Annotated in this window: 31 protein-coding genes; 8 read left to right on the forward strand and 23 right to left on the reverse strand. The window is 31.2% G+C overall.

Going from position 1 to position 24622, the window contains the following annotated elements; translation table 11 throughout:
* Nucleotides 1-22: 22 nt before the first annotated feature.
* Nucleotides 23-574 carry a Smr/MutS family protein gene (locus WFZ86_RS10155; protein ID WP_342691867.1) on the reverse strand — a complete coding sequence of 184 codons (552 nt, stop codon included), beginning with the start codon at nt 572-574 and terminating at the stop codon, nt 23-25.
* The gene (locus WFZ86_RS10160) at nt 564-749 is read right to left on the reverse strand and encodes a hypothetical protein (RefSeq protein WP_342691835.1); all 186 of its coding nucleotides are present in this window, start codon (nt 747-749) and stop codon (nt 564-566) included. The genes WFZ86_RS10155 and WFZ86_RS10160 overlap by 11 nt, the downstream gene beginning before the upstream one ends.
* 103 nt (nt 750-852) lie before the next feature.
* Between WFZ86_RS10160 and WFZ86_RS10165 the strand changes: the two genes are divergently transcribed.
* Nucleotides 853-1134: a DUF2752 domain-containing protein gene (locus WFZ86_RS10165; RefSeq protein ID WP_342691836.1), complete on the forward strand. Its 282-nt coding sequence runs from the start codon at nt 853-855 to the stop codon at nt 1132-1134.
* Nucleotides 1135-1140: 6 nt separating this feature from the next.
* Here the strand turns inward: WFZ86_RS10165 and WFZ86_RS10170 are convergent, their stop codons facing one another.
* Complete coding sequence (locus WFZ86_RS10170) at nt 1141-1842, reverse strand: DUF1003 domain-containing protein (protein WP_342691837.1); 702 nt, start codon at nt 1840-1842, stop codon at nt 1141-1143.
* 139 nt (nt 1843-1981) lie between these two features.
* Here WFZ86_RS10170 and WFZ86_RS10175 point away from each other — a divergent pair, with 139 nt between their 5' ends.
* The 7 genes from WFZ86_RS10175 to WFZ86_RS10205 all read left to right on the forward strand — a co-directional run bounded on the left by WFZ86_RS10175 (nt 1982) and on the right by WFZ86_RS10205 (nt 7200).
* Nucleotides 1982-2602 carry a hypothetical protein gene (locus tag WFZ86_RS10175; RefSeq protein WP_342691838.1) on the forward strand — a complete coding sequence of 207 codons (621 nt, stop codon included), beginning with the start codon at nt 1982-1984 and terminating at the stop codon, nt 2600-2602.
* A 2-nt stretch (nt 2603-2604) separates the two neighbouring features.
* On the forward strand, nt 2605-2988 hold the full coding sequence (locus tag WFZ86_RS10180; protein ID WP_342691839.1) for a hypothetical protein: 384 nt from the start codon (nt 2605-2607) through the stop codon (nt 2986-2988).
* Between the two features lie 3 nt (nt 2989-2991).
* Nucleotides 2992-3456, forward strand: coding sequence for a PEGA domain-containing protein (locus WFZ86_RS10185; RefSeq protein WP_342691840.1), 465 nt, complete (start codon nt 2992-2994; stop codon nt 3454-3456).
* A gap of 188 nt (nt 3457-3644) precedes the next feature.
* Nucleotides 3645-4436: a serine O-acetyltransferase EpsC gene (gene epsC, locus WFZ86_RS10190; RefSeq protein WP_342691841.1), complete on the forward strand. Its 792-nt coding sequence runs from the start codon at nt 3645-3647 to the stop codon at nt 4434-4436.
* Nucleotides 4436-5323 carry a cysteine synthase CysM gene (gene cysM, locus WFZ86_RS10195; protein ID WP_342691842.1) on the forward strand — a complete coding sequence of 296 codons (888 nt, stop codon included), beginning with the start codon at nt 4436-4438 and terminating at the stop codon, nt 5321-5323. Before epsC ends, cysM begins: the two co-directional genes overlap by 1 nt.
* 107 nt (nt 5324-5430) lie before the next feature.
* The gene (locus WFZ86_RS10200; RefSeq protein ID WP_342691843.1) at nt 5431-6681 is read left to right on the forward strand and encodes an acyloxyacyl hydrolase; all 1251 of its coding nucleotides are present in this window, start codon (nt 5431-5433) and stop codon (nt 6679-6681) included.
* Nucleotides 6682-6807: 126 nt separating this feature from the next.
* Entirely contained in the window at nt 6808-7200 is a 393-nt protein-coding gene (locus tag WFZ86_RS10205) for a hypothetical protein (RefSeq protein ID WP_342691844.1), read from the forward strand.
* A gap of 71 nt (nt 7201-7271) precedes the next feature.
* Here the strand turns inward: WFZ86_RS10205 and WFZ86_RS10210 are convergent, their stop codons facing one another.
* From WFZ86_RS10210 to WFZ86_RS10305, 20 genes are all read right to left on the reverse strand, one after another.
* The gene (locus WFZ86_RS10210) at nt 7272-7682 is read right to left on the reverse strand and encodes an OsmC family peroxiredoxin (RefSeq protein ID WP_342691845.1); all 411 of its coding nucleotides are present in this window, start codon (nt 7680-7682) and stop codon (nt 7272-7274) included.
* A gap of 138 nt (nt 7683-7820) precedes the next feature.
* Nucleotides 7821-8249, reverse strand: coding sequence for a VOC family protein (locus WFZ86_RS10215; protein ID WP_342691846.1), 429 nt, complete (start codon nt 8247-8249; stop codon nt 7821-7823).
* Between the two features lie 30 nt (nt 8250-8279).
* Nucleotides 8280-8729 carry an SRPBCC family protein gene (locus WFZ86_RS10220; RefSeq protein ID WP_342691847.1) on the reverse strand — a complete coding sequence of 150 codons (450 nt, stop codon included), beginning with the start codon at nt 8727-8729 and terminating at the stop codon, nt 8280-8282.
* A gap of 181 nt (nt 8730-8910) precedes the next feature.
* Nucleotides 8911-9687, reverse strand: a complete 777-nt coding sequence (locus tag WFZ86_RS10225) for a hypothetical protein (RefSeq protein ID WP_342691848.1) — start codon at nt 9685-9687, stop codon at nt 8911-8913.
* Nucleotides 9688-9979: 292 nt separating this feature from the next.
* A complete protein-coding gene (locus tag WFZ86_RS10230) occupies nt 9980-13234 on the reverse strand; it encodes a S41 family peptidase (RefSeq protein WP_342691849.1) in 3255 nt (1084 codons plus the stop codon).
* Between the two features lie 206 nt (nt 13235-13440).
* Nucleotides 13441-14205 carry a hypothetical protein gene (locus WFZ86_RS10235; protein ID WP_342691850.1) on the reverse strand — a complete coding sequence of 255 codons (765 nt, stop codon included), beginning with the start codon at nt 14203-14205 and terminating at the stop codon, nt 13441-13443.
* Nucleotides 14202-14690 carry a glycine-rich domain-containing protein gene (locus tag WFZ86_RS10240; protein ID WP_342691851.1) on the reverse strand — a complete coding sequence of 163 codons (489 nt, stop codon included), beginning with the start codon at nt 14688-14690 and terminating at the stop codon, nt 14202-14204. Before WFZ86_RS10240 ends, WFZ86_RS10235 begins: the two co-directional genes overlap by 4 nt.
* 166 nt (nt 14691-14856) lie before the next feature.
* Nucleotides 14857-15309, reverse strand: coding sequence for a nuclear transport factor 2 family protein (locus WFZ86_RS10245; RefSeq protein ID WP_342691852.1), 453 nt, complete (start codon nt 15307-15309; stop codon nt 14857-14859).
* A 181-nt stretch (nt 15310-15490) separates the two neighbouring features.
* Nucleotides 15491-16039: a hypothetical protein gene (locus WFZ86_RS10250; protein ID WP_342691853.1), complete on the reverse strand. Its 549-nt coding sequence runs from the start codon at nt 16037-16039 to the stop codon at nt 15491-15493.
* A gap of 150 nt (nt 16040-16189) precedes the next feature.
* Nucleotides 16190-16576: a hypothetical protein gene (locus tag WFZ86_RS10255; RefSeq protein ID WP_342691854.1), complete on the reverse strand. Its 387-nt coding sequence runs from the start codon at nt 16574-16576 to the stop codon at nt 16190-16192.
* 763 nt (nt 16577-17339) lie between these two features.
* Nucleotides 17340-17696: a hypothetical protein gene (locus tag WFZ86_RS10260; protein ID WP_342691855.1), complete on the reverse strand. Its 357-nt coding sequence runs from the start codon at nt 17694-17696 to the stop codon at nt 17340-17342.
* A gap of 76 nt (nt 17697-17772) precedes the next feature.
* Nucleotides 17773-18303, reverse strand: a complete 531-nt coding sequence (locus WFZ86_RS10265; protein WP_342691856.1) for a hypothetical protein — start codon at nt 18301-18303, stop codon at nt 17773-17775.
* Nucleotides 18304-18440: 137 nt separating this feature from the next.
* Nucleotides 18441-18821 (reverse strand): hypothetical protein, encoded by a 381-nt coding sequence (locus tag WFZ86_RS10270; RefSeq protein WP_342691857.1) that lies wholly within the window; start codon nt 18819-18821, stop codon nt 18441-18443.
* 181 nt (nt 18822-19002) lie between these two features.
* Nucleotides 19003-19569 carry a hypothetical protein gene (locus tag WFZ86_RS10275; RefSeq protein WP_342691858.1) on the reverse strand — a complete coding sequence of 189 codons (567 nt, stop codon included), beginning with the start codon at nt 19567-19569 and terminating at the stop codon, nt 19003-19005.
* 102 nt (nt 19570-19671) lie between these two features.
* Nucleotides 19672-20136 carry a DUF6896 domain-containing protein gene (locus tag WFZ86_RS10280; protein WP_342691859.1) on the reverse strand — a complete coding sequence of 155 codons (465 nt, stop codon included), beginning with the start codon at nt 20134-20136 and terminating at the stop codon, nt 19672-19674.
* Nucleotides 20137-20350: 214 nt separating this feature from the next.
* Entirely contained in the window at nt 20351-21145 is a 795-nt protein-coding gene (locus tag WFZ86_RS10285; RefSeq protein WP_342691860.1) for a hypothetical protein, read from the reverse strand.
* 225 nt (nt 21146-21370) lie between these two features.
* A complete protein-coding gene (locus tag WFZ86_RS10290; protein ID WP_342691861.1) occupies nt 21371-22375 on the reverse strand; it encodes a hypothetical protein in 1005 nt (334 codons plus the stop codon).
* Nucleotides 22376-23013: 638 nt separating this feature from the next.
* Entirely contained in the window at nt 23014-23193 is a 180-nt protein-coding gene (locus WFZ86_RS10295) for a hypothetical protein (RefSeq protein WP_342691862.1), read from the reverse strand.
* Nucleotides 23194-23259: 66 nt separating this feature from the next.
* A complete protein-coding gene (locus WFZ86_RS10300) occupies nt 23260-23850 on the reverse strand; it encodes a hypothetical protein (protein ID WP_342691863.1) in 591 nt (196 codons plus the stop codon).
* A gap of 224 nt (nt 23851-24074) precedes the next feature.
* Nucleotides 24075-24461 (reverse strand): hypothetical protein, encoded by a 387-nt coding sequence (locus tag WFZ86_RS10305; RefSeq protein WP_342691864.1) that lies wholly within the window; start codon nt 24459-24461, stop codon nt 24075-24077.
* Nucleotides 24462-24622: the final 161 nt, after the last annotated feature.

Raw genomic sequence — 24622 nt, forward strand, 5'->3', positions numbered from 1 at the left:
ATTGACCTTTTTTGCACTAGTATTATTTACTATTCTGTTTAAAATACACTTCTGTAGCGCCTAAACCATATTTTTGATAATTGGCATCTTGAAACGAGACATTATCATACCGTCCTAAGAGAAAATCCAATTCGGCTTTGAGTACTCCTTCTCCAACACCGTGAATGAAAACGATTTTTGGAATACGATTACGAATAGCAAATTCAATATGGCGCTTGGCGGTTTCGGCTTGTAGCGTCAAAATATCATAATTAGACATGCCACGCTTATTAGGCACCAGTTTTTCGATATGCAAATCAAATTCAGGAACACCGACTTCTCTTTTCTCTTTGCGTTCTTTTACAAAACTTCTAGGAGCTGGAATCGTTTTTTCTTTAATAATTTCATCTACATTAATTCTTCTAATAGAATCCATCAAATTATTCGTTTGGTTTAACTTAACCAATTCATGAGTAGAAAAATGCATCATGAAACCATCTTCTGTTTCAATCGTAATTTTAGTACCATTTATCGCTATAATCTTTCCGTTAATTGCATCGTCTAAAACTGCTACTTGATCTCCTTTATTCCACATCATTTTCTTCTTTATCTTGATTTTTACTAGGTGTTTTGGCACTTAATCGCATCAATCCAAACATAAAAACAACTATAGCCACAATCATTAAATAGGGATTTTTGTCTGGCTTACTTTGCTCATAAAACGCCACTCCAATGGCTACTGCCATTATCAGAATCATCAATTTCTTCATTTTAAAAAATTTCAAGCTTCAAAAATAAGAAATAAAATTGGTGAGATAGATTATTGAAAAAGGAATCGGCTTTTTTTTGTAAAATTGTACTAAATAAAAGCAAATGCATCTAGAAAAATACATGATTCCTTGTTTGAGCAAAACACTTTTTGGTGTAGAATGCTTAGGTTGTGGATTTCAACGTGCCTTACTTTTGTTACTAAATGGAGAATGGAGTGCGGCTTTTGCTATGTATCCTGCGGTGTACTCCATGCTTGCAATGTTTTGTGGTATTTTTTTATTTTATACCAATAAAAAAACAGCCTTTACCAAAAATGGATTAACAATTCTAATTGCTATCAACCTCTTCTTTGTAATTGGAGGCTATGTCTACAAGCATTTTTAATAAGAATCACATTTTCATACGACTTAAAATATCATTCATCATTTCAATTTGTACTTTTTGAATCTCAATCAACTCATGTTGTTGGTGCTGGATGAGATGATCTAATTTATCATGCAACATACGTACTTCTAATTCTGATTTTAGATTGATCATATAATCTTTTTTGGCTCGTTCTCTATCTTTTTCCTCCTGACGATTTTGACTCATCATAATCACAGGAGCTTGCAAAGCCGCCAAACAAGACAAAATTAAATTCAACAAAATAAACGGATAAGGATCAAACCCTTTATTGAGATAAACATAAGTATTGATGCATATCCACACTAAAATAAAGATTCCAAAACAAATGATAAAAGTCCAACTTCCACCAAAAGTAGCCACTTTGTCTGCTACAATTTGACCAAAAGTACGCGTCTCTATCTCATCTTCAACTTCTAAAACCAAAGAAGTGTCTTCCTTGAGTGAACCAATAACATGTTGCTCTAAGTGACTCAATTCTCCAATTTCAGTCAAAAGATAATTTGAAATGTATTTTTCTCTATAAAAATTCAACTCAGAAATCGACATATATTGATCACTACTAAAATCAGGGTGATCCGCTTTTATGAGTCCTAAAATGGGATTTTGTATAGCATGACCAGAAATACGTTCATTGAGAGAAAACTCAATATTGGAAAGGTCACTTTTAAAAGTGGAGTGATTTTTCATAAAGAAAAGTTAAACGATTGATTAATAATGAAATAAAAATTATAAAAAATAGAGATAAAAATTCATAAAAAAAAAGAAAAATTTTACATTTGTTTAGTTGTTAAAAGCAATAAACTTTACCCATCTACAAACATTTAAAATGAAATTTAAAAAAATTCTAGTTCTCTCATTACTTTACCTGTTTTTTTCAAGTTGTGCATCTGGTTACAAAAACATAGACCCTTCTAAATTTAACTATATATCTAATGATAAAAATGAAAAAGTAACATTTAGTTATAAATATGATATATTGAATAAAAAATATTCAAAAAAGGAAGCGAAAAATGACATTAAGTTAATTGCTGTTAAAGTTACGAATTCTTCAGAAAATGAACTAACTATAGGAGACAATCTTGCTCTTATTTATGGTGATGGAAATGAACTAACACTACTTGAAAACAAAGAAATTTTTCAATCTTTAAAACAAAGTCCTGCCTCGTATTTATGGTATTTATTATTGACACCAATGCAATTTAATACCACATCTACTAATTCTAACGGATACACTGAACAAACAAGTTCATTGCCAATAGGTGTAATAATTGGTCCAGGAATAGCTGGGGGTAATATTTTAACAGCAAGCTCGGCTAATAAAAAATTCAAACAAGATTTATTAGAATTTAATTTATTGGGTAAAAAAATCAAACAAGGAGAAACAGTATACGGGCTACTTGGTATTCGCTCAAAAAATTACAATTCTATATACATTAAACTTAAATAAATATGAAAAAACTAGCATACCTTTTTTGTACTTTAATGCTATTGAGCTGTAGTGTAAGTATTCAATCTACTTTTGAAAATCCTAAAAAACCATTAACAATCGAAGATAAAGTCGCTTTACTAGATACACATCATAGTGTTCCGAAAGATGCAGAAAAAATTGGTAGTGCTCATTTTCAAGACAGTGGTTTTTCAACCGATTGTGACTTCAATTCAAATTTAATAAAAGCACGAAAATTAGCTCGAGAAAAAGGAGCCAATGTAGTAAAAGTGACTGAAAAAAAAGTACCTGATTTATGGAGTACTTGCTATAGAATAAAAGTTGATTTTTATTACACTACAAGTGATATAAATAATATTCCTCAATACAAACTACAAATTAATTAACAAATGAAGAAAAAAATTGTAATCTCAGCATTATCATTAAGCTTATTATTATCTAGTTGTGCAACTATAATATCTGGATCAAAACAGAAAGTTAGCTTTCATAGTAACCCAGCACAAGCTTCAATTTTTATTGACGAAGTAGAAGTTGGCAAAACTCCTTTCGAAATAAAATTAGAAAGAAACAAAGAACACCATGTGATGATTAAATTAGATGGTTACCAAACTTATGAAACTAATTTAACTAAAAAATTCAATGCTTGGTATTTAGGTAATATCGTTTTTGGAGGTATTATCGGAATTATTATTGACCCAATAACAGGAGCTATTTACAACTTGACTCCAAGTGATGTTAAGGCAGAAATGAACAAAGGAACTGCATTTAAACTAAATAAAAAAGATATCTATATCGGAGTTGCATTAAAAGAAAATCAAAATTGGGAAAAGATTGCTCAACTAGATAAAAAATAATTTCTAAAATTATATAATAAACAGCGAAACATAAATAGAATATGTTTCGCTGTTTTTTTTGCAAATATATCCTATACAATCTATCAAAAAAATAGACTAAAGTTATATTTATTGCTTTCAAAAATACTGCTATCTCTAAAAAACATCTTACTTTTACGGTTTCGAATTCATTTTATAATTTTATTATTGTGTCAAGACAGCAAATCATTCAAAATATTCGTTCGCACAAGAGTCATTTGACTATTAATTATAGCATAAAAACCAAAACAGAAGCATTTACTGAAAAACTGTTTTATACCCTTTTTGACTCGAATGCCCCTTTAGACCAAAGCATTGATGAACTAGAACTTCAATTTAAAGACATTGCTAAAATTGCCTGCAAAAAAGCTGAAGAATTATGTGAATGTGCTTGGGATAATTTTCTTAAGAAATTGCCTTTGGTACTAGAGCAACTCAATCAAGATGCAGCCTATATCCTTAAAAATGATCCTGCTTCGAACAGTATTGAAGAAGTATATCTAGCTTACCCTGGTTTTTATGCCATAGCCATCTACCGATTAAGTCACGAATTATATTTGCTAGACTTATTACTTTTCTCAAGATTAATGAGTGAATACGCACACCGAATCACAGGTACAGACATTCATGCAGGAGCTACTATCTCTTCTCCATTTTTTATTGATCACGCTACTGGAATTGTGATTGGTGAAACGACTGTAATAGAAGAAAACGTCAAAATATACCAAGGTGTTACCTTAGGCGCGCTGAGTGTAAGTAAGGAAATGAAAAATGCCAAACGCCATCCAACGGTTGAAAAAAACGTCTGCATTTATGCCAATGCCACTATACTTGGAGGCGAAACGATTATTGGAGAAAATAGTATTGTAGGCGGAAATTCATGGGTTACCAAATCGATTCCAGCCAATTCTACTGTATTAAACACAACAACAACTGAGGTTAAGATAAAAGAAAAACGATAATGAAACCACAAAAGTTAGTCGATCTAATTGGAAACACGCCATTAGTAATAAGTCAACATTTAATTCAAAATCCTAACGTAAAATTACTCTTAAAACTCGAAGGAAATAATCCTGGAGGAAGCGTTAAAGACCGTGCAGCCTACAACATGATCAAATCGGCGATTGAACGTGGAGACATCAAAAAAGGCGATAAATTAATCGAAGCTACTAGTGGAAACACAGGTATTGCATTGGCGATGATTGCACAATTATTCAACATCGAAATAGAATTGGTTTTACCCGAAGATTCTACCATAGAACGCACACAAACCATGAGAGCTTATGGAGCTACTGTAATTTTGACTCCTGCAAGTACTGGCATCATTGGTTCAAGAGATTATGCTGACAAAAAAGTAGCCGAAGGCGGTTATATCATGCTCAATCAATTTGCTAACGATGATAATTGGAAGGCACATTACAACACTACAGGTCCAGAAATCTGGGAAGATACCCAAGGAACTGTAACACATTTTGTATCGGCTATGGGAACTACAGGAACCATTATTGGAACCTCAACTTATTTGAAAGAAAAAAATCCTTCCATTCAAATTGTTGGTGCGCAACCGAGTGATGGCTCGCAAATTCCAGGTATTCGCAAATGGCCACAAGAATATTTACCTAAAATTTTTGATGCCTCAAAAGTAGATACCTTTATAGAAGTAACCGAAGCAGAAGCCAAAGCCATGACCCAACGTTTAGCCAAAGAAGAAGGTATTTTTGCAGGAATGAGCAGCGGTGGTTCCGTAGCAGCTGCTTTGAAAACAGCAGAGACCTTGAAGTCTGGTGTCATTGTGGCAATTATTTGTGATCGTGGTGATCGATATTTGTCCTCAGATTTGTTTGAATAATTTTTTTAATTGATTCTAGTTCTTATTTTTGTACCACAAAAAATCAGCAATAATAAATTTTTCAAACATGATTTAGTCTCTAAATCAAATTACTAGGTTCTACAAAAATGATCTTAAAAAAAACAACCGTATTTCTAATCGTATTAATTAGTTCAATTACAACAGCACAAGAAAGTATCATAACAACCAAAAAAAACTTTAACTTTATTGGAGTTGGTTACTCAATGGGACAAACAATGCCTCCACTAAGCATTTATCCAGAGACAAAAATTCAAAAAGGTTTTGACCTTACACTAGGCACCACTACCTATGAAAAAGACAGTTGGGCCAAACTACTGAATTATCCAAAAACGGGTATATTGCTCTCCTATGCCGATTTTGGAAATCAAGAAAAAGTAGGTTATGGCATTACTATAATGCCTTTCTTCGATTTTGGCATTCTGAATAAGGTCACCGATAGAATCCGCTTTCAAATAGGTTTGGGTGGATCCTACAACAATCTTATCTATAACAAAGTGACCAACTATGGCAACCATGCCATCTCAACACACTTCAATTGGGCTTTTCGTTCCTTTTTATACTATGATTTGTTGCATCGTAAAGACATCAACCTCAAAATTGGTGGTGGATTTACCCATTTCTCTAATGGTCACACCCGCTGGCCTAATCTTGGTTTGAATTCCTTTTTGGCTACAGTCAAAACCGAATTCAATTTTACAAAAAATACTTTGAACTTGTCAGAGGACACTCCCGATTCTTATTCTTCTGAAACACAGACTTACTATACCACTCGATTGGGTTTTGGACAAAAAACATTATATAGAAATTACAATTCTCTTAAAAATGTATATACCGCATCCTTTGGAATGGGGCGAATAAAGAACAAATCGTTCAAATATGGGCTAAGCTTCTATTATAGATTTTATGAAGATTATTACGACTTCATCAAAGAAGAAGGTAACATAATTACTACGAATTTCCCAAAATTGACAAACAATCCTTTTCAAAACGCAACTGCTATTGGAATATTTAGCAATTGTGAAGTTTTAATAAACCATTTCAGTGTAGAAGCAGAATTAGGAATTAATCTTTACAAACCAGCTTACAAATTAGATTGGTATGTAAACAATGGAAGCTATACCGCAACAGGCTATATCGCTGATGAGTTTGGAACCAAAGCAAAAACAAAACAATACATTTCTTCTCGTTTAGGCTTCCGTTATTATGCAATTACCGCAAAAAAAGCTCCGAAGCACAATGTATTTATAGCTGCAAATATTAATTCAAACTTAGGACAAGCTGATTTCTCTGAACTCAGTTTTGGGTATGTGTATAGTCCTAAATCGAAAAATAAATAATTTTTTAGATAACTTATCAGCTGTTATAGTAGCAACCTAAGTCTTTTTTCTATTGCATTTCAAAGTACTGACGCAACCTTTTGAATGCTTTTTCGTCTTAGTAACATCAATACTAAATCAATACTTATGAAAAAAATAACTTTTATGCTATTGGCAATGTGCAGCACATTGTTATCTTGCAGCAATGATGATTCTACTACACAAGAAGAAGATTATGCAGCATTAAAAATAATGTATGATGAAATTATCAGTCTTTCATTAATCAAGTCTTTACCTTGTACCAATCCAGAGGAGTGGGCATTCAAAGGAATAGGTACAAAACCTTGTGGAGGCGTAGACTCTTATATTCCTTATGCAAAAGGAATAAACATAACTGTATTCGAAACCAAAATCAAGGCTTATAATAATGCTGTAGAAGCCTTCAATAAAAAATGGGAACTTATCTCCACTTGTGAGGTTACTTCAATGCCTAAAGCTGTGACTTGTGTAGAGGGTAAACCAGCCTTGATCTACCAATAAAACGAAATCCATTTACAAGAAAAGAGCCAATTAAAACAATTGGCTCTTTTCTTGTATTAAAAAAATAGTACTTATAACAGAGTGGCTGTAGTAGTAATTTCGGTGTTGAATAATTTAGAAATAGGACAATTCTTTTCTGCTTTGGTTATCAATTCTTGAAAAACTTCATCGGTAATACCGCTAATTTTTGCTTGTACTGTCAAATGCGAACCGATAATAATCCCTTCAACCAAATTGATCACACATTTGGTATCAATGCTTTCGATAACTGCTGTCGTTTCTCCAATAAAAGCGGTCAACTGCATAGTAAAACAGCCTGCGTGAGCAGCAGCAACTAATTCCTCGGGATTGGTCCCTACTCCTTCCTCAAATCTTGAAGTGAATGAATATTGGGTATTCGACAAAGTAGTACTTTGTGTGCTTAACTTCCCTGCTCCTTCTTTTAAGGAACCTTTCCAAACTGCGGTGGCATGTCTTTTCATAGCTAATGGTTTTATAGTCCAACTCAAATTTAAAGGTAATTGACTAGATAACTATTTAGTATGAATTTATTTAACTAAAGATTAGTATTGGTTTACAAATAAAAAAAATGAAAAGATTCAAATTCAAATTATCTCCCCTTACTTTTCAGGATTGAAATCTATCATCCATTCAATTCCGAATTGGTCACGAAACATACCAAATAGCGTTCCCCAAGGACTTTCATCCATTGGTACTTCAACCGTTCCTCCTGCAGAAAGACCATTAAAAACATGATACGCTTCTTCTTTGCTAGCGGCACTAATCATAATTTTACTTCTGTTTTCGTTTTCATTTACTTGTCCCAACACCTCTGGAACATCACTTCCCATTAGCAAATTCGAGTCACCAATCAGCAATGCGATATGCATAATTTTATGCGCTTCATGATCTGCTATAGGATTTTCTTCAGAAGCGATGTCTTTGAATCGTGACAACACTGTGAACTCACCACCAAAAACCGATTGATAAAACAAAAAAGCGACTTCAGCATTGCCGTTGAAATGAATATAAGGATTTATTTTAGCCATAGTTACATGTTTAAAAAGTGAGTATTTGAATTAAGCATCGGGAATGTTAGGTTCTACCAAACGTTTTAGTTTCTCTAGCGATTCTTGCCAACCTAAGTAACACATTTCCGTTGGAATGGCCTCGGGAATCCCTTCTTGAGTAATCCAAAGTTGTGTACCGCACAAAACCGTTTCAAATTGAATCGTAGTAATTATTTGACCCTGCAAATTGGGATCGTCAAAGACATCGGTATATTTCAATTGTTCATTGGGCAGTATTTCTAGATATTCCCCTCCAAACGAATGACTACTACCTGTCGTAAAATTGGTAAACGACATTCGATAGGTTCCTCCAACTTTGGCTTCCAAATGGTCTACTTTGCAAACAAAGCCATAAGGAGGTAACCAAGAAGCCATAGCATCTGCCTCGACAAATGCTCGAAATACTTTTGCTACTGGTGCCGCAAAAACGCGATGTAGCTGAACAGTGTTTGTTGCCATACTCATTAATTTAAATTAACTCAAAAGTTACTTTTTACAAAAAAAATCACAGTTACCACTTATTTACGAATAGCTTCAAGAATACTCTTAACTATACAAAATTCAAGAAATACTAAAGATTAAAAAAAATCAAAATATACTTCTTTACCAATATGCTATGTTGAAAAGTGTAATACTTATTTTAATTATCTAAATATTCGACATATTTTAAAAACAAATAGCCCTTCTCTTGGGTAATTTCAAGCAATTTCACGAATAGTTCGGGAGTTGCATCATACAAATTTGATAAATCTATCCCCAACTCTTGTACCTCTTGTATATCTAGAGTCCTATTCATAGTAAAGCCTAAAAATGAAGCTCCAATTCCAAAAAGTGCTAAACCATATTTCTCAAATAAATGTTTAGCCAAAGCATAATTTTCAAATGGATCCAAATCGCTAGAAAAATAGCCGTTTGGAAATCCACAAACACCTTCATAAGCATTCTTTACTGGAACAATTTTGAGAATGATTTTTTTGTCTAGAAATTCAAATGGAGATTGATTGATTTTTTCTAAAATAGCCAATTCGTCTTCATCAATTGTCAATCCTTTGTCGCATGCCGTTAAAAAATTTACATCAATTACTTGTTTGAGGAAGTTCTCTTTAAGAATAAAAAACTCAGATGGAGTTGAAAGGTAACCCAAATGCTCACCATTTTCAAAACACTCTTTATCAACTCCTGACAAATCATGACCTTCGATAGTATCCAAATCATTAGACATTGTTGAATGAACACTTGTGTATTCTGCTTGTCCTAAATCATCTAAAGTTACAATTATTGTCTTTTCAGGATTGTTCTGTTTGTACAAATTGTACACCTCCATTAACTCCTGAAATGATTCAATATTTTCTATAAAATAACTATCGCATAAAATCTCTAGCCCTGATTGTCCAGGTAATAAGGTATTTATTTTCAATGTATTTGTATTTAAAATTAAGTAGTTAATTATCTAAAAAAAGCTCGAAATACTTTTGCTACTAGTACTGCCAAAACGCGAAGTAGCTGAATAGTGTTTGTTGCCATATTTTTTTTGCTTTTACTCTCAAATATATGGGATTATAATCAGAATACGCAAACCTAAATTTATAAAAAAAACAGAAGCATCTCATTAAAGATACTTCTGTTTTATCAAATAATTACAATAATATGACCAAACTTACTTATGGACACTCCATAATTTGAGTTAAGTCTATACCTACATAAAAATGTTATTTTATAGTTTTGAGCATTTCTTCTACAGCTCTTTCTAATTGTTTGTCGCTTCCGTTTAAATAATCTTCATACGTCATTGCTACTGGTATATCTGGATTTACTTGTAGATTTTCTGTTGGTACATTTTCCTTTCCAATAGTAGCGATCATAGGAATCCCAAACACTAAAGTAGGATCAATTTGTGTTTCCCACCAAACCGCTGTTCCTGTTCCCGGAACACCAGTACCTATTAGCTTACCTATACCATTTTGCTTATAAACATAAGGAAAAATAAAAGCATCAGAATAATTACCTTCACTCATCAAAACACAACTTGGTTTTGTCCATCTTCCAAGTGGTTCAGCTTCTTTCAATCTGTTTCCTTGTGGAGCAAATTCTAAATAACGCTTTCCGCTTAAAAATGTATTCAAATCGTCGTGTAACCAACCTCCACCGTTAAAACGTGTATCGACAATTAATGCTTGTTTCTCGAAATTTTTACCCATCACTTGATCATAAACCTCACGAAAACTTCCATCATTCATTCCTTGAACATGAACGTAACCTACTTTTCCATTACTTAATTTTTCGGTTATTTGATTCATCTTTTTAATCCAACGGTTGTACATTAAACCTGATTCTTCTCCAAATGAGATTGGCTTAACTGCTTCTTGAAATGCAACTCCATTCTCATCTACTCCCGAAATTAAAATTAATTTACCAACCTTTCTATTTAAAAATTTAGCCCAATCAACCTTAGCAGTAATCGTTTCGTCATCAATCTTTGTAATAGTCGAACCTGCCTTCATTTTAGAGGTAGCTTTATCAAAAGGTCCACCTAAAATCACTTCTGTAACTTTTAAACCGTCACCACTATTCTTTTCGTCATACAACAAACCTAAACAAGCTGTTACATCAGGATTTGATGGAGTAAAAGTATATCTCCCACCAGTATGCGAACCATTTAGCTCTCCTAGAATTTCACTCAATAATTCTTGAAAATCGAAATTATTATTGATGTGTGGTAAAAATTTAGCATAAGTCTCTTTGTACATTTTCCAATCAACCCCATGCAATTTTGGATCATAAAACTTTTTAGCCGTTTGTCTCCACATGTGATTAAAAATATAATTTCTCTCGGCTTCTGTATTCAAAACCATTTCAGAAGACACATCAATTCCCGTTATTTTACCACTTTCAGTATCAACTTTTGATAATCTTCCTTCATTTTTTACAAACAAAGTTTTATTGTCTTTACTCAAAAATAGTGCGCTAGGTGAAGCTCCTAACTTAGCTAAAATCTTAGTTTCTTTTGTTCTTGTTTCAGTTACCCAAAGATCAAAACCTTTTTCAAATGCAGCTAAATAAAACAGTTTACTTCCATCATCATTAAAAACAAAATCGGCAATTGATGAACTGTTGATTGTTACACGAACTTTTCTTGTTTCTAGGTCATTCAAATCAGGATTCCAAGGTTTAATCTCCTCTTTTTTACTTTTCTCTACTTTACCCTTATCTGTTGTTTCTTTATCCGATTTTTTATCTTCGGCTTCCTTCTCTTTGTCTTTCGTCTCTTTCAACAGAGCAGCTTCTTCTTTTGACAACTTAAAATTTTCATAATCCTTTTTATCAAAAAAAACAGCATAAACATCAAGTTCTCTACTACCTTGATTGGCTAGTGATTTTCTACCTTCTTTACTACTCAACCAAGCAAGAGCTTTGCCTTTCATTTGTTGTTTTGCTGAATCTTCTCCAAAACCACTCATAATAGGATATTTTGTTTCAGAACCATCAGCTTTGACCATAGCAGTATGTGACGCGCTAAAATTCCCCATACTATCATCTATAAATAGCCACTTACTATCATCGCTCCAATTGAAACTAAAATCACCATCAGAATAGCTATGATTTCTTCCTTCGGGCAGAACCGTTCTGGTACTTTTTGTAGCTAAATTGTATATACGAACGATATTTCTTTCTTCAATAAAAGCAACTTCTTTACCATCTGGACTAAATTTAGGCATGAACTCCTCTTTATCAGAATAAAGCAACTTATCTTCTTTAATAATAGTCGATGAGTAAAAATAAGCTTCTTCTTTTCTTTCAACTTTTGCGGTATAAATATCCCAGCTATCTCCCCTTTCGGTGGCATAGATTAAGGTTTTATTGTCTGGGGACCATTGCACATGACGCTCTTGTTCTGGTGTATTTGTAATTCTTTTGGTGCTACCGCCTTCAGCATTGGTAACAAAGATCTCACCGCGAGAAACAATCGCAATTTCTTTCCCGTTTGGACTAGGAACAAATTCTGAAATATTCCCAGCAATCGGAACATTTCTTTCTACATTCCCTTTACCATCATTTTGAATGTTAATTTTGACTTTTATAGGTGTTGCGCCTTCTACTAAAGTGTAAATTTCTCCATCTTGAGAAAAGCACAACTTGTTGTCTTGTGACACACTTAAATGTCTTACTGGATTATTTTTAAAAGAAGTTAAAGCTGTGAAGGACTTGGATTGCAAGTTTTGCTTATAGATGTTTTGATTGCTCCCATTAGCTTCGCTTAGATAATATAAACTTTGACTATCATTACTATACACCGGTTCTCGATCTTCGCCTACATAGTTACTGACTTTTGTGTAGCTTTTTTTGTCTACATCAAAAATCCAAATATCTCGAGTCACGCTACTGGTATGGTGTTTTCGCAAAGCATCTTCATACCCTTTTCGGTCTTGAAAGACAATTTGATTCCCTGATTTGTTATATCTAGCATATTCAATTCCGCCTTCTGTGATTAAAACAGGCTTTCCCCCAGTTACAGTAACAGCGTATAAATTATGAAACAATCGTGGGGAATAAAAATGGATATTACTGTTAGCAACTTGGCGACCGCTACCAAAAAGTACATTCTTACTATCTGGAGAAAAATCATAAGGATAATCGGCAGCCGAATTATAGGTCAGTCTAGTTGGTGTTCCTCCTGTTACTGGTAAAACAAATACGTCAAAATTACCATAACGATCACTAGCAAATGCAATTTGTTTTCCGTCTTTACTCCATACAGGCATCATATCATGCGCTTCATGAATCGTAAGAGGAACAGCAGTACCTCCTTGAGCGTTTACCAAATATATATCGCCTTTGTAGCCAAAAGCAATTGTTTTTCCATCAGGAGAAATAGAAGGATAACGTAGCCACAGTGCGTCTTGTGCTACAGCTATTGAGCTTATTAATAAAAATAAACCACAATACATTGTTGATTTTAAATTCATAGTTTTTATTGGGTTTTCATAAAGAAGTATAGTTCTCTTTTAGTAGCTCATTTTGTTAATTTGTTACATTCCATCTATCCCTTTTCTAATTAATCACCTAAATTACGTAAGTCTATTAGTTTAAGATACAAAAATGAAAAAACTAATAACTTTTTATGCCGTATAAGAGTTAGATAAAATGCTTAACTACAAGCAACTTACACATGTTAATCTCCGCCACAACCTCCACAGCCAGAACATCCACCATTCCCGCCACAACCGCTGTCTCCACCACAGCCACTATCAAAACTTATAGAATAGTCATCAAAACTTAGACTGCAACCAATACAACCGCTTCCTCCGTCAATTGAATTGTTTTTATTTAGTTCGACTCCTAAATCTTTATCGATTTGTTGTAACAATTCATAATCAACGTTTATCAGTAAAAAAATATTTGCTCCGATTACTTTAATAAGTTCAATTGCTTTTTGATTATCAATATCATTAATGCCTGAAAGTTCATTACCTAGTTCTTCAATTTCCTTTTGAACTTTCTTTTTTAATATCATTCCATATTCTGTGAAACTGTAGCCATAAAATATTTTTTGAAAAATGTTTTGAGTAAAACATTTTTTTAATGTGGGTGTTTTTATAATATCATTTTTCAAATCAGATAAGGTCCTTGATTTTTGGTAGCCAATTTTAACCAAATTTTGAAACAATATTTCTATTGAATTATCCATTCCAAAAGTTGAAAGGAATACTCTTTCGTGATTTAGTGAATTATAATTGCTGTAATTTTGTCCAGTTCCAACATACTTGTAAACTCTAACTTCTTCCTTGATGTGAGCTTGGCGTTGTACTTCAAAAACTTTTAAAACATTTTTAAATAATAAATCGATAAAAGTTATTTTTAAAATTTCTTGTTGCGTTACATTGTCTTTGGTTAAAATCAATATCTCTGCTGGTGTAAGCTGTGACAAATAGTTCATTTAAAAGGCTTTTTGATGATCCAGTTTCTTTTTACGTTTACTCGTTCAAATTCAATTTCTGAAAATCTTATTTCACTTGTTGGCCAAATATCCATTGGAGCTTGAATTTTGAAAGTTACTAAATATAATTCTTTTGTTTTTTCATACCAATTTGTGTATTTAGCTTTTTCAGTTGCTCCTCCCTTTGTTGGTCCATGATGGATTTTTCTCTTTATTATTTTTTCACAAAAATCCTCCCAATATGATTGAGTATAAAGCAAATGTAAATGCCAAACTTGGTCCACTTGGTCTGACGGTGTTACTGGGTGATTTGCAATCGTTAATAGAAAAATAAATTTTTTGTATTCTATTATTACTCTGATTGAATATTCTATTGTCCAGCCATTTTCTCTTGCGAGTCGGTCAGTAAAACTTAATGAAGCTTCTGGTTCATCTAATTCGAAATTTTTAATTTCATTCCAAAGTTTCAGTTGCTCGTCATTCATATTTCTCTTTTAATCTCAACATTTGTATGCCTTACGCAAAATAATAGTTTTACTTTCCCACACTAGAAGGAGTTAAAAACCAAAGTAATTGCTAAAAGCAGATTATTTTGAATTTGCATATTATCTCTTACTAGTCAAATAATTACCTCAAAACCAGAACTCAAGACTAATGCTTTTTCGTATCATTAAATTGCCAAAGCACATTGATAATTTTCCAAGTGCCATTGATCTTGACAATATGCATATAATCAATCCACTCGTCAGCGATTAATTTTACCGAAGCAGTACGTTCAGAAACATCTAGTAGCAAGACTTCCTTTTTGGGAGATACCGGAAACATATCGCCCTTTTTATTATAGCTTTCGGCCAGCAAAATCATCGATTCAGTAGTTGTCTCCCGAACGTAATCTTTGTTGGTGGCTTTGTCTTTCCAAAAGGTTCGCTTTACCATTCTAGGATGCAAAGCCCGCTCCATTTGCTTGGGATTAACTTTGTGTTGTGATTCGATGTAATCCAATGCTGCTTGTTTAATTTCTAGGCTATCTTGTTTGGTTTGTCCAACCATAATGTTGCTTGCTACCAACAACACACAACCTGATAATAAAAGTTTAATTTTCATTAGTTTATAGTTTCAAAAAAGTAAATAACGATGATTTATGTACTGAAAGTATTATTTTTTTTGCTTAAAAGTAAATTCTATTCTTGGATTTGATAATGTAAAAAGTAAAGCCAAAAAACAAAACTAACTTTCTACTAGAAGTATCGCTTTATTTTAATATAAAACTGAAGATCTAAGAGACCTATTCTTGTTGAATCCATTCATATTCATCATTTTTTAAATAGATTATACCTCCTCCACAACTTTCTTTTGCATGTATAAAAATTCCATCGTTTAAAAGTTTTATTTTATCAAATTCTTTTATTTCTTCAACCGATACTATATCTCCTTCATCATTTACATTATTCCAATATATTTCATCTTTAGGTGCTCTTTCAAATATTTCTGCCCAATCAATTTGGTCAAAACCTTGGTTTAAAATGTTATTTCCCATTCCAAAATAGTCCGTTCGCTTCCCGTTTCCAAATAGTATTCTTAAACCGCTTTTTCCGCTTTTTTCACCTCTTACAATCTCAACTATTTCATTCAATTTATCTCCGTCTAAATCACATAAAATTTTGTTTGTTTTATGTTTTTTAGAAATTACAATTGTATCAATTTTATTATCTAAAACTTCTTTGCTTCCTAATGTATCTTTACTTACTTTTTTTAAATCTTTGGATTGGTTTACGAGTTCTTTTTTACAAGAAATAAAAATAAACACAATGACTATAACTATTCTTATTTTCATATTCTTCATTTTGGTTTGATCCACTTATTATTAAAGCAACCTCTATTCTCTACTTTTCTAATCCAAATTAATTGTACCCGAAAAACAAAAACAACATTTCGTTAAACATATTGTTCGATTTTATTTAAGAGATGTTCAATGACGTTCAAATTACTTAAATATTTCTTTAAGTTCATCCAAATAACTGAATTCGATTTTTCCCAAATTATTCAAATCAGTTGCGATTCTTTTTTTCAATTCAAAATAGTTTTTGTGATATTTCTCAGATATCTTTATAACTTTCCTTTTGTCTTTTACTAAGTACAAGTATTCATGATTTTCTCCTTTACCTCTTAAAATGGATGTTTGAAAACCATCAAAATAGTTGAAATCAAACTTTTGATTTAGTCCAAAGTAGTTTTTCTTCTGAACTTGATTATCAAGTATTGTAATTTTAATTATTTTGGTGCGTAATTCTCCAAATACAAGCCAAAACCAAGTAAACAGAAATAAAATCACCATATAGACATCTATCCATCTTATTTGTTCAATCTCCATAGGTAAATTTTTCGTTAAGGTAACTATTGATATAGTTGTCAATGCTAGTATGAGAATTAGAATAAGTAGCATTCGAAATGTAAATCTAGATTTCAACATTTGTCTTATTTATTTCGTATTTGGCAAAAAATCCAATTCTTTCTTCTTTTCGGTTTTACAATTATTCTTGATGATTCTGAAACTCTTATAGTTTTGTTTGGGTGTCATTAACCATTTATTCCCGTTGAATTCCCATAAAACAATGCCGTTTTTGTAATCTATAATTGTAACATTTATTTCGAAGCCAACTTTGTTTTTGCTGTCATAAGCGTCTGCTCTAAAAGCATCATTACCGATTAATCTTGTGAATTTTTCAAGTTCAAATTGTTGTGCGTCCTCTATTCTCCAATTTATGGTTAGACGCCCACCATTTAGCTGTATGGTTTCTGTTTTTCCATCACAAGGTTGGTAAATTAAATAGCCCTTTTGATCCCGCTCTACTTTAATCCAATCTTTTTGAATGGCAACAAGGCTTTTCCACGTTTTTGGAATTGCTCGTTGATTGGTTTTAGGATACGTTGTGATACTGCCTATTGGAGTGTTATTTTTTTAATTTTGCTGTTGACTATTAGATTAACCATTACAAGGCAATACAATCCACAAAAGGAAAAAGTAAACTATACATTTCATGTTTTGATTCTTTTTATTTTGTACTAGCTTTACGCTAAGGTGCTTCATTTTCCCACAGCGAGCAAGACACTAGCAGAGGTAAACATTAGCATCATTATTTTTCGGTTACAATCAAAGAATAGAAATCTAAATCCTTTTGTATAAAAGTACTTTTGAAATATTTCCAAGTATCATTATTCCTTTTAAAAATTTTAATTTCTGTGGAATTTTCACTTTTATGAATAGAATCTCCGATTTCAAAGTATTCATCATTCTCAGAATAGAGAGAAATATAATCCTCACTTGATTTAATTTTAAATTCTTTACCTCCTCGACCTTGTCTAATGAACAATATTTTACCATTAATATTTGAATTATAAAGATTTTTAAAATTTGAATACCAAAATACATCTTTTGAAAACCAAATAACCATCATTAAAACAATAGCAAATATTAACTTAATACGTTTCATTTTATTACTTTAAAAGTTAATTTTGAATAAATAATTCTCATCACGACAACTAGTTTAAGACTTTTGTTAGAATACTTTATGTCAACTTATTTTTTTTCACATTTCGTTTTTCAACAAAATCTATTATTTCTTCAAAATTTTCTTTACCAACTTCTACTTCGCCCAAAATCATAGATTCATGATTTTTAGTGATCAATAGCAAATTATTATCTCTTATTAAATATACAATAAAGTCATCCCAATTAAACACTCTTTCGTAGTCTAGAACTTTTTCAATTAAGCATTGTTCAGTAAATTCCCAGTGAAAAATTAGATTTTTATTAGCTTCAATTTCTTTAATTTTTGCAGCTTCAAATCCTTTGTACGACGATTTTATTTTAAAATAATAATAGATGTATGGAATTAAAATTCCCAAGCTAAAAATTATGAATGTAATTCCTAATAAATTAGGTCTTTCATAAAAAAGCATACAACCAATTATAAATAAAAAAATACCCAGAAAATGTGAGTTTTTATAATATACTATTTTATCCTTCCAAGCTAAATCACGAAGTAAATCCATTTGATTTCTGAAAATATCCTCATCAAACTTTAATTCAAATTTCATATTCATTCTATTTGTATGTCAATAATTTACTTCCAATAATTCTTTAAAATAGCGATAGTTAAAAACTGAAGCAACTGTATTTCCGATTCTCTGCATTTTGCTTTACATTAAGTTTAAATCCTGTCATTTTGCAAACTTCAATTATCATACGTTTTTTTTTCAATAACTTGGCTTTTACTTTTCTTATTACCATAATAAATTGCCTTGAAAAATTCTTTATCGTTCATTTCTTTATACAAATCATTTTCTCCAATTTTCGTATCGATTATTTTATATTTAACTATTGAATTATTTTTAAGTTTAACTATTAACCAAAATTTTGGACCCGCTTTTAATAATTCAGTTTTTTGGTTGGAATTAATAAGCGCTACCGTCTTCCTAATTTGCACACTATCTAGTATAACACAAAAACTATCATAAAGTTGTTTTCGAATTTCAACGCTTTGAATGTCTGAATATCGAATAATCGATAGCTTTTGAACAAAATGACTTCGGTCGTTACAGCCAACAATTATCATTACAAAAAAAATTAAATAATATCTCATTTTATAAATTAGTGGTTAAGTAGATAAAATGTCTTATAACATTGCTACTTGTAAACAATAGTTATGCTGAAAAACCCAAATACTAGGTTAATCAAATATAAAACAACTTTGTAATAAGTCGATTGCTTGAATTTATTATAAAGACTGTTAGTACTTACTTTTTATCGTATACCTTTTTTATCTCATTTTTTGTAATGTCAAAGTATCTAGCATAGTCAGTAATTGGTTTGCCATTTTTGTGAAAACGCAATATAATTCTGTCTCCAATAATTGACACAGTATCAGGAATAAAATTATTTTCGTCTCTTTTGTCCTTGAAAATTATTTTATTATTAGCAAGTTGATAGTTTCCTTTATACATTTTTTCATCGAACAAATTAGAGGATTCCATTTCAAAAGTACTGTCAGCACGAAGCGTCAAACGCATAGCACTTTGGTCATCAATTAAAGTAGCTTCTACTATTTTTTTACTCTTGAATATTTCTGATTCTATTACTTCAGAGTATAGAAATACACCAAGAATTATAACTCCAATAAGTATTCCTGATATGTTTTTCTTAAGGATTGCCATTACAAAAAAACTTAGAAAAGAAAAACCAAATATTATCGAAGGCGTCAAGTAAAACAACCATAATTTATCCCAAAGAAAGTCACTTAAAAAATAAGATATCAAAAAAAGAATACCTGTTAGTAAAGTAAATAAGTGAATTTTAATTTTCATAAATAGTATTGCTAAAATGTTCTGTTATAATCCCAAGTTTTGGGAATATCAAATACAAAACCAACTTTCCATTAAGCCAATTAATCAAATTTATCGTAGCATCTAAGTAATAAAAGTCGTTTTATTTAGAACTCTAGTTTGTAATGGCCATTTATCAATATTGACAACTATTTTATTCTTCTCTAAATTAGATAATATTTCATTAAACATACTTTCAGAATTTATAATCTCAGAAACATTTCTTAGTGAATCACTTGTTCTAATAAATTTAAAAAGATAAAAATTGTCAATCGCTCCATAATTTGATGCCCTATTAATCTTTACATGTATATATTGTTTAGTTTTTATATTTTCAAAATCACAAGCATCACCATGAAACCAATATATCCATTCTTCATTTAAATTACCTTTCCAAAGATTATTCTGTCTCAACAAAAGTTTTGAAAAAGGATTGTGTCGACTCAAATCAAGTTGAAATTTTTCTGCTAATAAATTTATCATTTCACTTGCTTTTTCCTCAAACAAAATAATAGCTTCAATTAATAATTCTTCTTCAGATGTTTTCATTAATTCTGATACATAATTAGGGTTTATGATTATACTCGCATATACTACAGTGAGTTTAAACTAAAGTAAAACGTTTTTTGATTTACAAATCCCAAGCTTTGGGAATACCAAATACAAAAGCAACTTTCCATTAAGCCAATTAACTACCCGAGACTACAAGCCAAACAGACGAAGTGAATCCGTTGTTGTTGCTATTGGTAGATTGCATCTTTTTTTAACTACCTAATTTCCCATACCTTACATATTCCGAAAAATATAAAACAATTGTTTTTTTGCCTTTTTTGTATGGATAAAATAATTCATAGTCACCATCGTGATTGCTATATCTCAATTCTTCACTTTTTCCGCTAAATACTTTGTCTAAATACTCTCTTTCTTCTTGAGTTGTTTTGTACAGATATTCTTTTTTATTCGGTTCAATAGTGTCGTTTAACTTTTCAAAATTACTTTGGTTAAATCCTAAATAAACAGGTGAACCATTTATACTATCCTTAACTAATAAATTTACACTTGGAAAATTCTTATCCGTTTCTGAATAGATTTCTAAAATATTACTTGTTTCATTTATATATTTTTCTGAAAATTCATAGTTAACTAATTTTGAACTATTATTTTCGTTTTTCTCTAAAATTGATTTTGCGGATTTTATCAGCATTTTTTCTTTTTTGTTGGATGTTAAATAATCGCCGCCAAATAATATCATTCCAATTATTGGAAAAATTATAAAAAGAATTAAATATGTTTTTTTATTCGATTTTGCATTATTCGCATCATTATTTTTAGTTTCTGCAATTCTTGTTAGATTAAACATTACGTTTATAATTAGTGAGCCAATCATTAAAGCAAGAATACCCAAAACGCTCAGATAAAACGTTTCTGTCATATTTTCTCTAAAAACCTTTAATCCGAAAACTTGAATTATAATAAATGTAAAAACCCAATAAACTAATAGAATTATCGCTGTTATTCCAATTGCGTTGCTAAGTTTTACAAGTTGTTTCGGTGTCATAATTATATTTTTTTGGTTAATTATATTTTCGTTTTTTGGAGTGATAGGTCTGACTATTTTTTTGGCGACTACAGCGCAGCGGGTTTGGGACTAAATTAAGATTTATTTTTAGTTATAACTAGACATACAAAACCAACTTTCCATTAAGCCAATTGCCTTCCAGAGGCCGCAAGCCAAACAGACGAAGTAAATCCGTTGTAGAAGTGTTCACTGATAGTACTTTATTTACTGTTGATATGTTATAAGGCTAAATTTCTCATCTAATATTGGTTTTATTATATTCTTTTTTTTCCACTCATCGTAAGCTTTAAAATCCAATTTGATGTTTTCTGGAACTATCAATAACATTTTATTTTTTTCCATCAAATATTCTGCTAAAAACCCTGAGTTTATAATTTCATTGTATTGGTCTAAATATTCTCTTGTTGAAGCAAGTGTTTTGAATTTATGCTTTTTTTCGAAGGCGACAATTTCTTTAATAGATTCTAAATGCATTTCGAGATACAAATCAGGAAATCCTGACAACCTTTCATTTTCTTTTATATTATCATTTGCCCAAGCTAATTTTTTTAATGTCCCACCCATTACTGAACCTAGCATTGTTGAGTCTCTTACTGCTGCTCTAGCAAAAATTATATTGGCTTTAGTATTTAATTTTCTAATTCCTGTAAGCCTTGTTGGTTCAAATTTTTCAATAATTTTTTTGTCAATATCTTGAACTTGAGTTGAATCTAATTCGTTTGTTGTTAACCTAATTTTATAAAACCAAGTTCCGCACTCAAACAATGATAATTGGGTTGTCTCGTTTTTATCGTTTTTCATTTCGGCTTTAATTCCATTACATGTATATTTTTCACCAACTTTCCTAATAAGTTTTTGCGTTGCATTTATTCCTTCTTTAGACAAATTTGCTATGGACTGCATAGCATTCAAATACTCATTTCTCAATCTATTTTCTGCTGCTTCTTCTGTAGGATATACATAAATCGAAATTGTTGTTTTTTTATCATTTACTTCATTTTCATAGGTGACACCAATGTTTTCATCTTTTTTGTCAAATGAATAAACCTCAATTCGTTTATAATTCTCAAATAACTCGGGGAAAGCTGTTTCAGTTTTTGAATGAATATAATCCCCACTAACTTTTATTTTTTTAGGATTTTTTCTTTCTTGACCTTGGACTTGAAATACAAATAAAATCAGGATTACTATTGGAATGATTCTTTTCATTTAATGTTTAATTTATTGAATTCTCTTTGGATTTTTGGGTATTTCTACCAAATTTTAAATAGCTATTATTCAATGCCTTAACCTTAAAAAATATCTCTTATAAAATCAGCTATCCAGTTTACGCTTGTAAAACTTATACTTTCTACTCGTAAAGAAAATATTTTATTTTTAATTTGTTTATGGGTACAATCGAGAAGCTCTCAGTAGAGGGAGAAATATAGTTGCTTAGCTATTGATTTTACAGTCTCACTAAATAGCAAAAAAAGCTTACTTTACTTCGTTTAACAACTTGACATATTTGACATTTCTATTTAGTAATTTATTAAAATAATCATTTACACTGTCCTTAAATTCTCTTTTAGGCTTATCATTTTTATAAGCCTCTAAAAGTCCCTTCTCTTTTAATTTTTTAGTCAATACGCTACTTTTAAATTTTTTCACTGGACCTGAAATCGTTTCTGAATAATATTCTGGATTGGCTGAAAATCCAGGGGTGACGTAGAAACAAAACTCGCCGTACACTAAAATTATGTAGCTTTTATTTTTGAATCTTCTCCATAATTGATTCGCATTAGGACTGTAAAAATCTGCACAAAAATCTGCAATAGATACCCTTTCTTCGCTGCCACCATTGGTTTTTACTTTAAGGCTTTCTCCTGCGAAAATGACGTATGAAACGAATTTTCAACTATTTCATAGCCAGGTACAAATTTATCGTTTGTGTAATCGTCAACGGATTTGTAAAATTTAAAATCGGTTTGACTAAAGGAAGGTGTACTAATGAAAAGCAATACTAATGCAATTTGAATTTTCTTCATTTTTTGGTTTGAATTTAAATGTTATAGATTGGTGTAGTCTTTTTTATGTTTATTAATAGATATATTCTAGTGGTGTATTGGAGTGGACACGGATTGTAAATACTCATAGGGGTTTCCACTATTTTTATCAATCATATTTTTTATTTCGGTTATTTCTTGACTATGTTTTTCAGCATTAAAATTTCTGTTTTTTCCGAAATAAAAAACATCATTGTGATCATAAATCAAGGCCCAATTTAGAGTTGTGTCCCAGATTAATTCGTTAGTTCCAAAAAATAATTCATCAGAAAATTTGATTACCATTTTCCAAGTCAATATAAATCCCCATTCTGGCTGTGTTACCCAAAACACCTTTTGGTCAAACGGAATTCCTCTTTCGAAAAGCCATTTCTTAACTTTTTGGCTGTCGCTTTCGCCAAATGAAAATTCATTTTGCTCATTAAAATATTCCCCAACAGCATAAATGGAGTTGAGATATCTTTGTGTGCTTGCGAAATTCCATAAAAATTTAGAAGCTTCGGAAGTCAAAGGAATAATTTGGTCTTCAAATTCGGCTGACAATTTTTTGCCATCTTCTTCAAATTTCCATTTCAACGGATGTTCTTCTAATGAAATTGAAAAAGTGTGAATATTTTCTAATGTAATTGTATTTCTCACTCAATATTGTTTAAGCTCGTACATAACTTGCAAATAGGTCTAATTCTATGGTGCACCCAAAATAAATATCTCTTGTAAAAACCAGTGTCAAATTGCAACTGTTCTAAAATTTATAAAATAAGCACCTTCATTTTCTCTAAACTTATAGTTTCTACTCGTAAAGAAAAATATTTTGTTTTTAATTTGTTTGCGGGCACGAGCGTGACGATCGCGCTAGCGGGAGGTTAGTATTTGTTTGCGACCGTTATTCTTTTATTTACCTGATAAGATATTTCCCAAATGAAAAGTGAAAATAAACCATTCATAAAAAAAGAAGTTAACTTTCCAGATTGATCAATACTTCTTGGAAAAATGTTTAACATAGCAAACATATAGGTTAAATAAAGTCCAAGTACTGTTATAATTATTCCAAGTAATACTCTTTTCCATAACAACACTTTAAAAAAATTCTCTGCAACAAGAAAATTTATGTAAAATAAAATAAGTAAAAAGACTATTACAGCGATTCCTGATCCGTAATCATTTGATGAAAATGTTGTTACTAGCATAATGAATACTGGACTAAAAAAGTATAGAGATAATAAAGCTAAATATTTTGTTGTTCTTTTCACTGTCAAATTTTTTAAGGTAATACCAGAACTGGTCGCTAATCGAGTCACGCAATGGAATTTCACCCTTACGTTCTCACGGAACCGTGCTTGAAAGTCTCCCTTCACACGGCTCTTCATAGTATTAAATCACACAAATGTACTTACATTTATGGATGTACCAA

Source organism: Flavobacterium polysaccharolyticum (genome assembly GCF_038739875.1).
Taxonomy (GTDB): Bacteria; Bacteroidota; Bacteroidia; order Flavobacteriales; family Flavobacteriaceae; genus Flavobacterium; species Flavobacterium polysaccharolyticum.

What these genes read in the sequence shown, in the direction of transcription:
- WFZ86_RS10295 (WP_342691862.1), bottom strand. Translation starts at nt 23,193, where the DNA reads ATGAAGAAAATTCAAATTGCATTAGTATTGCTTTTCATTAGTACACCT.
- WFZ86_RS10290 (WP_342691861.1), bottom strand. Translation starts at nt 22,375, where the DNA reads ATGAAAAGAATCATTCCAATAGTAATCCTGATTTTATTTGTATTTCAA.
- WFZ86_RS10230 (WP_342691849.1), bottom strand. Translation starts at nt 13,234, where the DNA reads ATGAATTTAAAATCAACAATGTATTGTGGTTTATTTTTATTAATAAGC.
- WFZ86_RS10185 (WP_342691840.1), top strand. Translation starts at nt 2,992, where the DNA reads ATGAAGAAAAAAATTGTAATCTCAGCATTATCATTAAGCTTATTATTA.
- WFZ86_RS10270 (WP_342691857.1), bottom strand. Translation starts at nt 18,821, where the DNA reads ATGATAATTGTTGGCTGTAACGACCGAAGTCATTTTGTTCAAAAGCTA.
- WFZ86_RS10205 (WP_342691844.1), top strand. Translation starts at nt 6,808, where the DNA reads ATGAAAAAAATAACTTTTATGCTATTGGCAATGTGCAGCACATTGTTA.
- WFZ86_RS10160 (WP_342691835.1), bottom strand. Translation starts at nt 749, where the DNA reads ATGAAGAAATTGATGATTCTGATAATGGCAGTAGCCATTGGAGTGGCG.
- WFZ86_RS10180 (WP_342691839.1), top strand. Translation starts at nt 2,605, where the DNA reads ATGAAAAAACTAGCATACCTTTTTTGTACTTTAATGCTATTGAGCTGT.
- WFZ86_RS10255 (WP_342691854.1), bottom strand. Translation starts at nt 16,576, where the DNA reads ATGGAGATTGAACAAATAAGATGGATAGATGTCTATATGGTGATTTTA.
- WFZ86_RS10245 (WP_342691852.1), bottom strand. Translation starts at nt 15,309, where the DNA reads ATGAAAATTAAACTTTTATTATCAGGTTGTGTGTTGTTGGTAGCAAGC.
- cysM (WP_342691842.1), top strand. Translation starts at nt 4,436, where the DNA reads ATGAAACCACAAAAGTTAGTCGATCTAATTGGAAACACGCCATTAGTA.
- WFZ86_RS10165 (WP_342691836.1), top strand. Translation starts at nt 853, where the DNA reads ATGCATCTAGAAAAATACATGATTCCTTGTTTGAGCAAAACACTTTTT.
- WFZ86_RS10235 (WP_342691850.1), bottom strand. Translation starts at nt 14,205, where the DNA reads ATGAACTATTTGTCACAGCTTACACCAGCAGAGATATTGATTTTAACC.
- WFZ86_RS10215 (WP_342691846.1), bottom strand. Translation starts at nt 8,249, where the DNA reads ATGGCTAAAATAAATCCTTATATTCATTTCAACGGCAATGCTGAAGTC.
- WFZ86_RS10155 (WP_342691867.1), bottom strand. Translation starts at nt 574, where the DNA reads ATGTGGAATAAAGGAGATCAAGTAGCAGTTTTAGACGATGCAATTAAC.
- WFZ86_RS10240 (WP_342691851.1), bottom strand. Translation starts at nt 14,690, where the DNA reads ATGAATGACGAGCAACTGAAACTTTGGAATGAAATTAAAAATTTCGAA.
- WFZ86_RS10260 (WP_342691855.1), bottom strand. Translation starts at nt 17,696, where the DNA reads ATGAAACGTATTAAGTTAATATTTGCTATTGTTTTAATGATGGTTATT.
- WFZ86_RS10210 (WP_342691845.1), bottom strand. Translation starts at nt 7,682, where the DNA reads ATGAAAAGACATGCCACCGCAGTTTGGAAAGGTTCCTTAAAAGAAGGA.
- WFZ86_RS10170 (WP_342691837.1), bottom strand. Translation starts at nt 1,842, where the DNA reads ATGAAAAATCACTCCACTTTTAAAAGTGACCTTTCCAATATTGAGTTT.
- WFZ86_RS10200 (WP_342691843.1), top strand. Translation starts at nt 5,431, where the DNA reads ATGATCTTAAAAAAAACAACCGTATTTCTAATCGTATTAATTAGTTCA.
- WFZ86_RS10175 (WP_342691838.1), top strand. Translation starts at nt 1,982, where the DNA reads ATGAAATTTAAAAAAATTCTAGTTCTCTCATTACTTTACCTGTTTTTT.
- WFZ86_RS10285 (WP_342691860.1), bottom strand. Translation starts at nt 21,145, where the DNA reads ATGACACCGAAACAACTTGTAAAACTTAGCAACGCAATTGGAATAACA.
- WFZ86_RS10220 (WP_342691847.1), bottom strand. Translation starts at nt 8,729, where the DNA reads ATGGCAACAAACACTGTTCAGCTACATCGCGTTTTTGCGGCACCAGTA.
- WFZ86_RS10265 (WP_342691856.1), bottom strand. Translation starts at nt 18,303, where the DNA reads ATGAAATTTGAATTAAAGTTTGATGAGGATATTTTCAGAAATCAAATG.
- WFZ86_RS10275 (WP_342691858.1), bottom strand. Translation starts at nt 19,569, where the DNA reads ATGAAAATTAAAATTCACTTATTTACTTTACTAACAGGTATTCTTTTT.
- WFZ86_RS10250 (WP_342691853.1), bottom strand. Translation starts at nt 16,039, where the DNA reads ATGAAAATAAGAATAGTTATAGTCATTGTGTTTATTTTTATTTCTTGT.
- WFZ86_RS10280 (WP_342691859.1), bottom strand. Translation starts at nt 20,136, where the DNA reads ATGAAAACATCTGAAGAAGAATTATTAATTGAAGCTATTATTTTGTTT.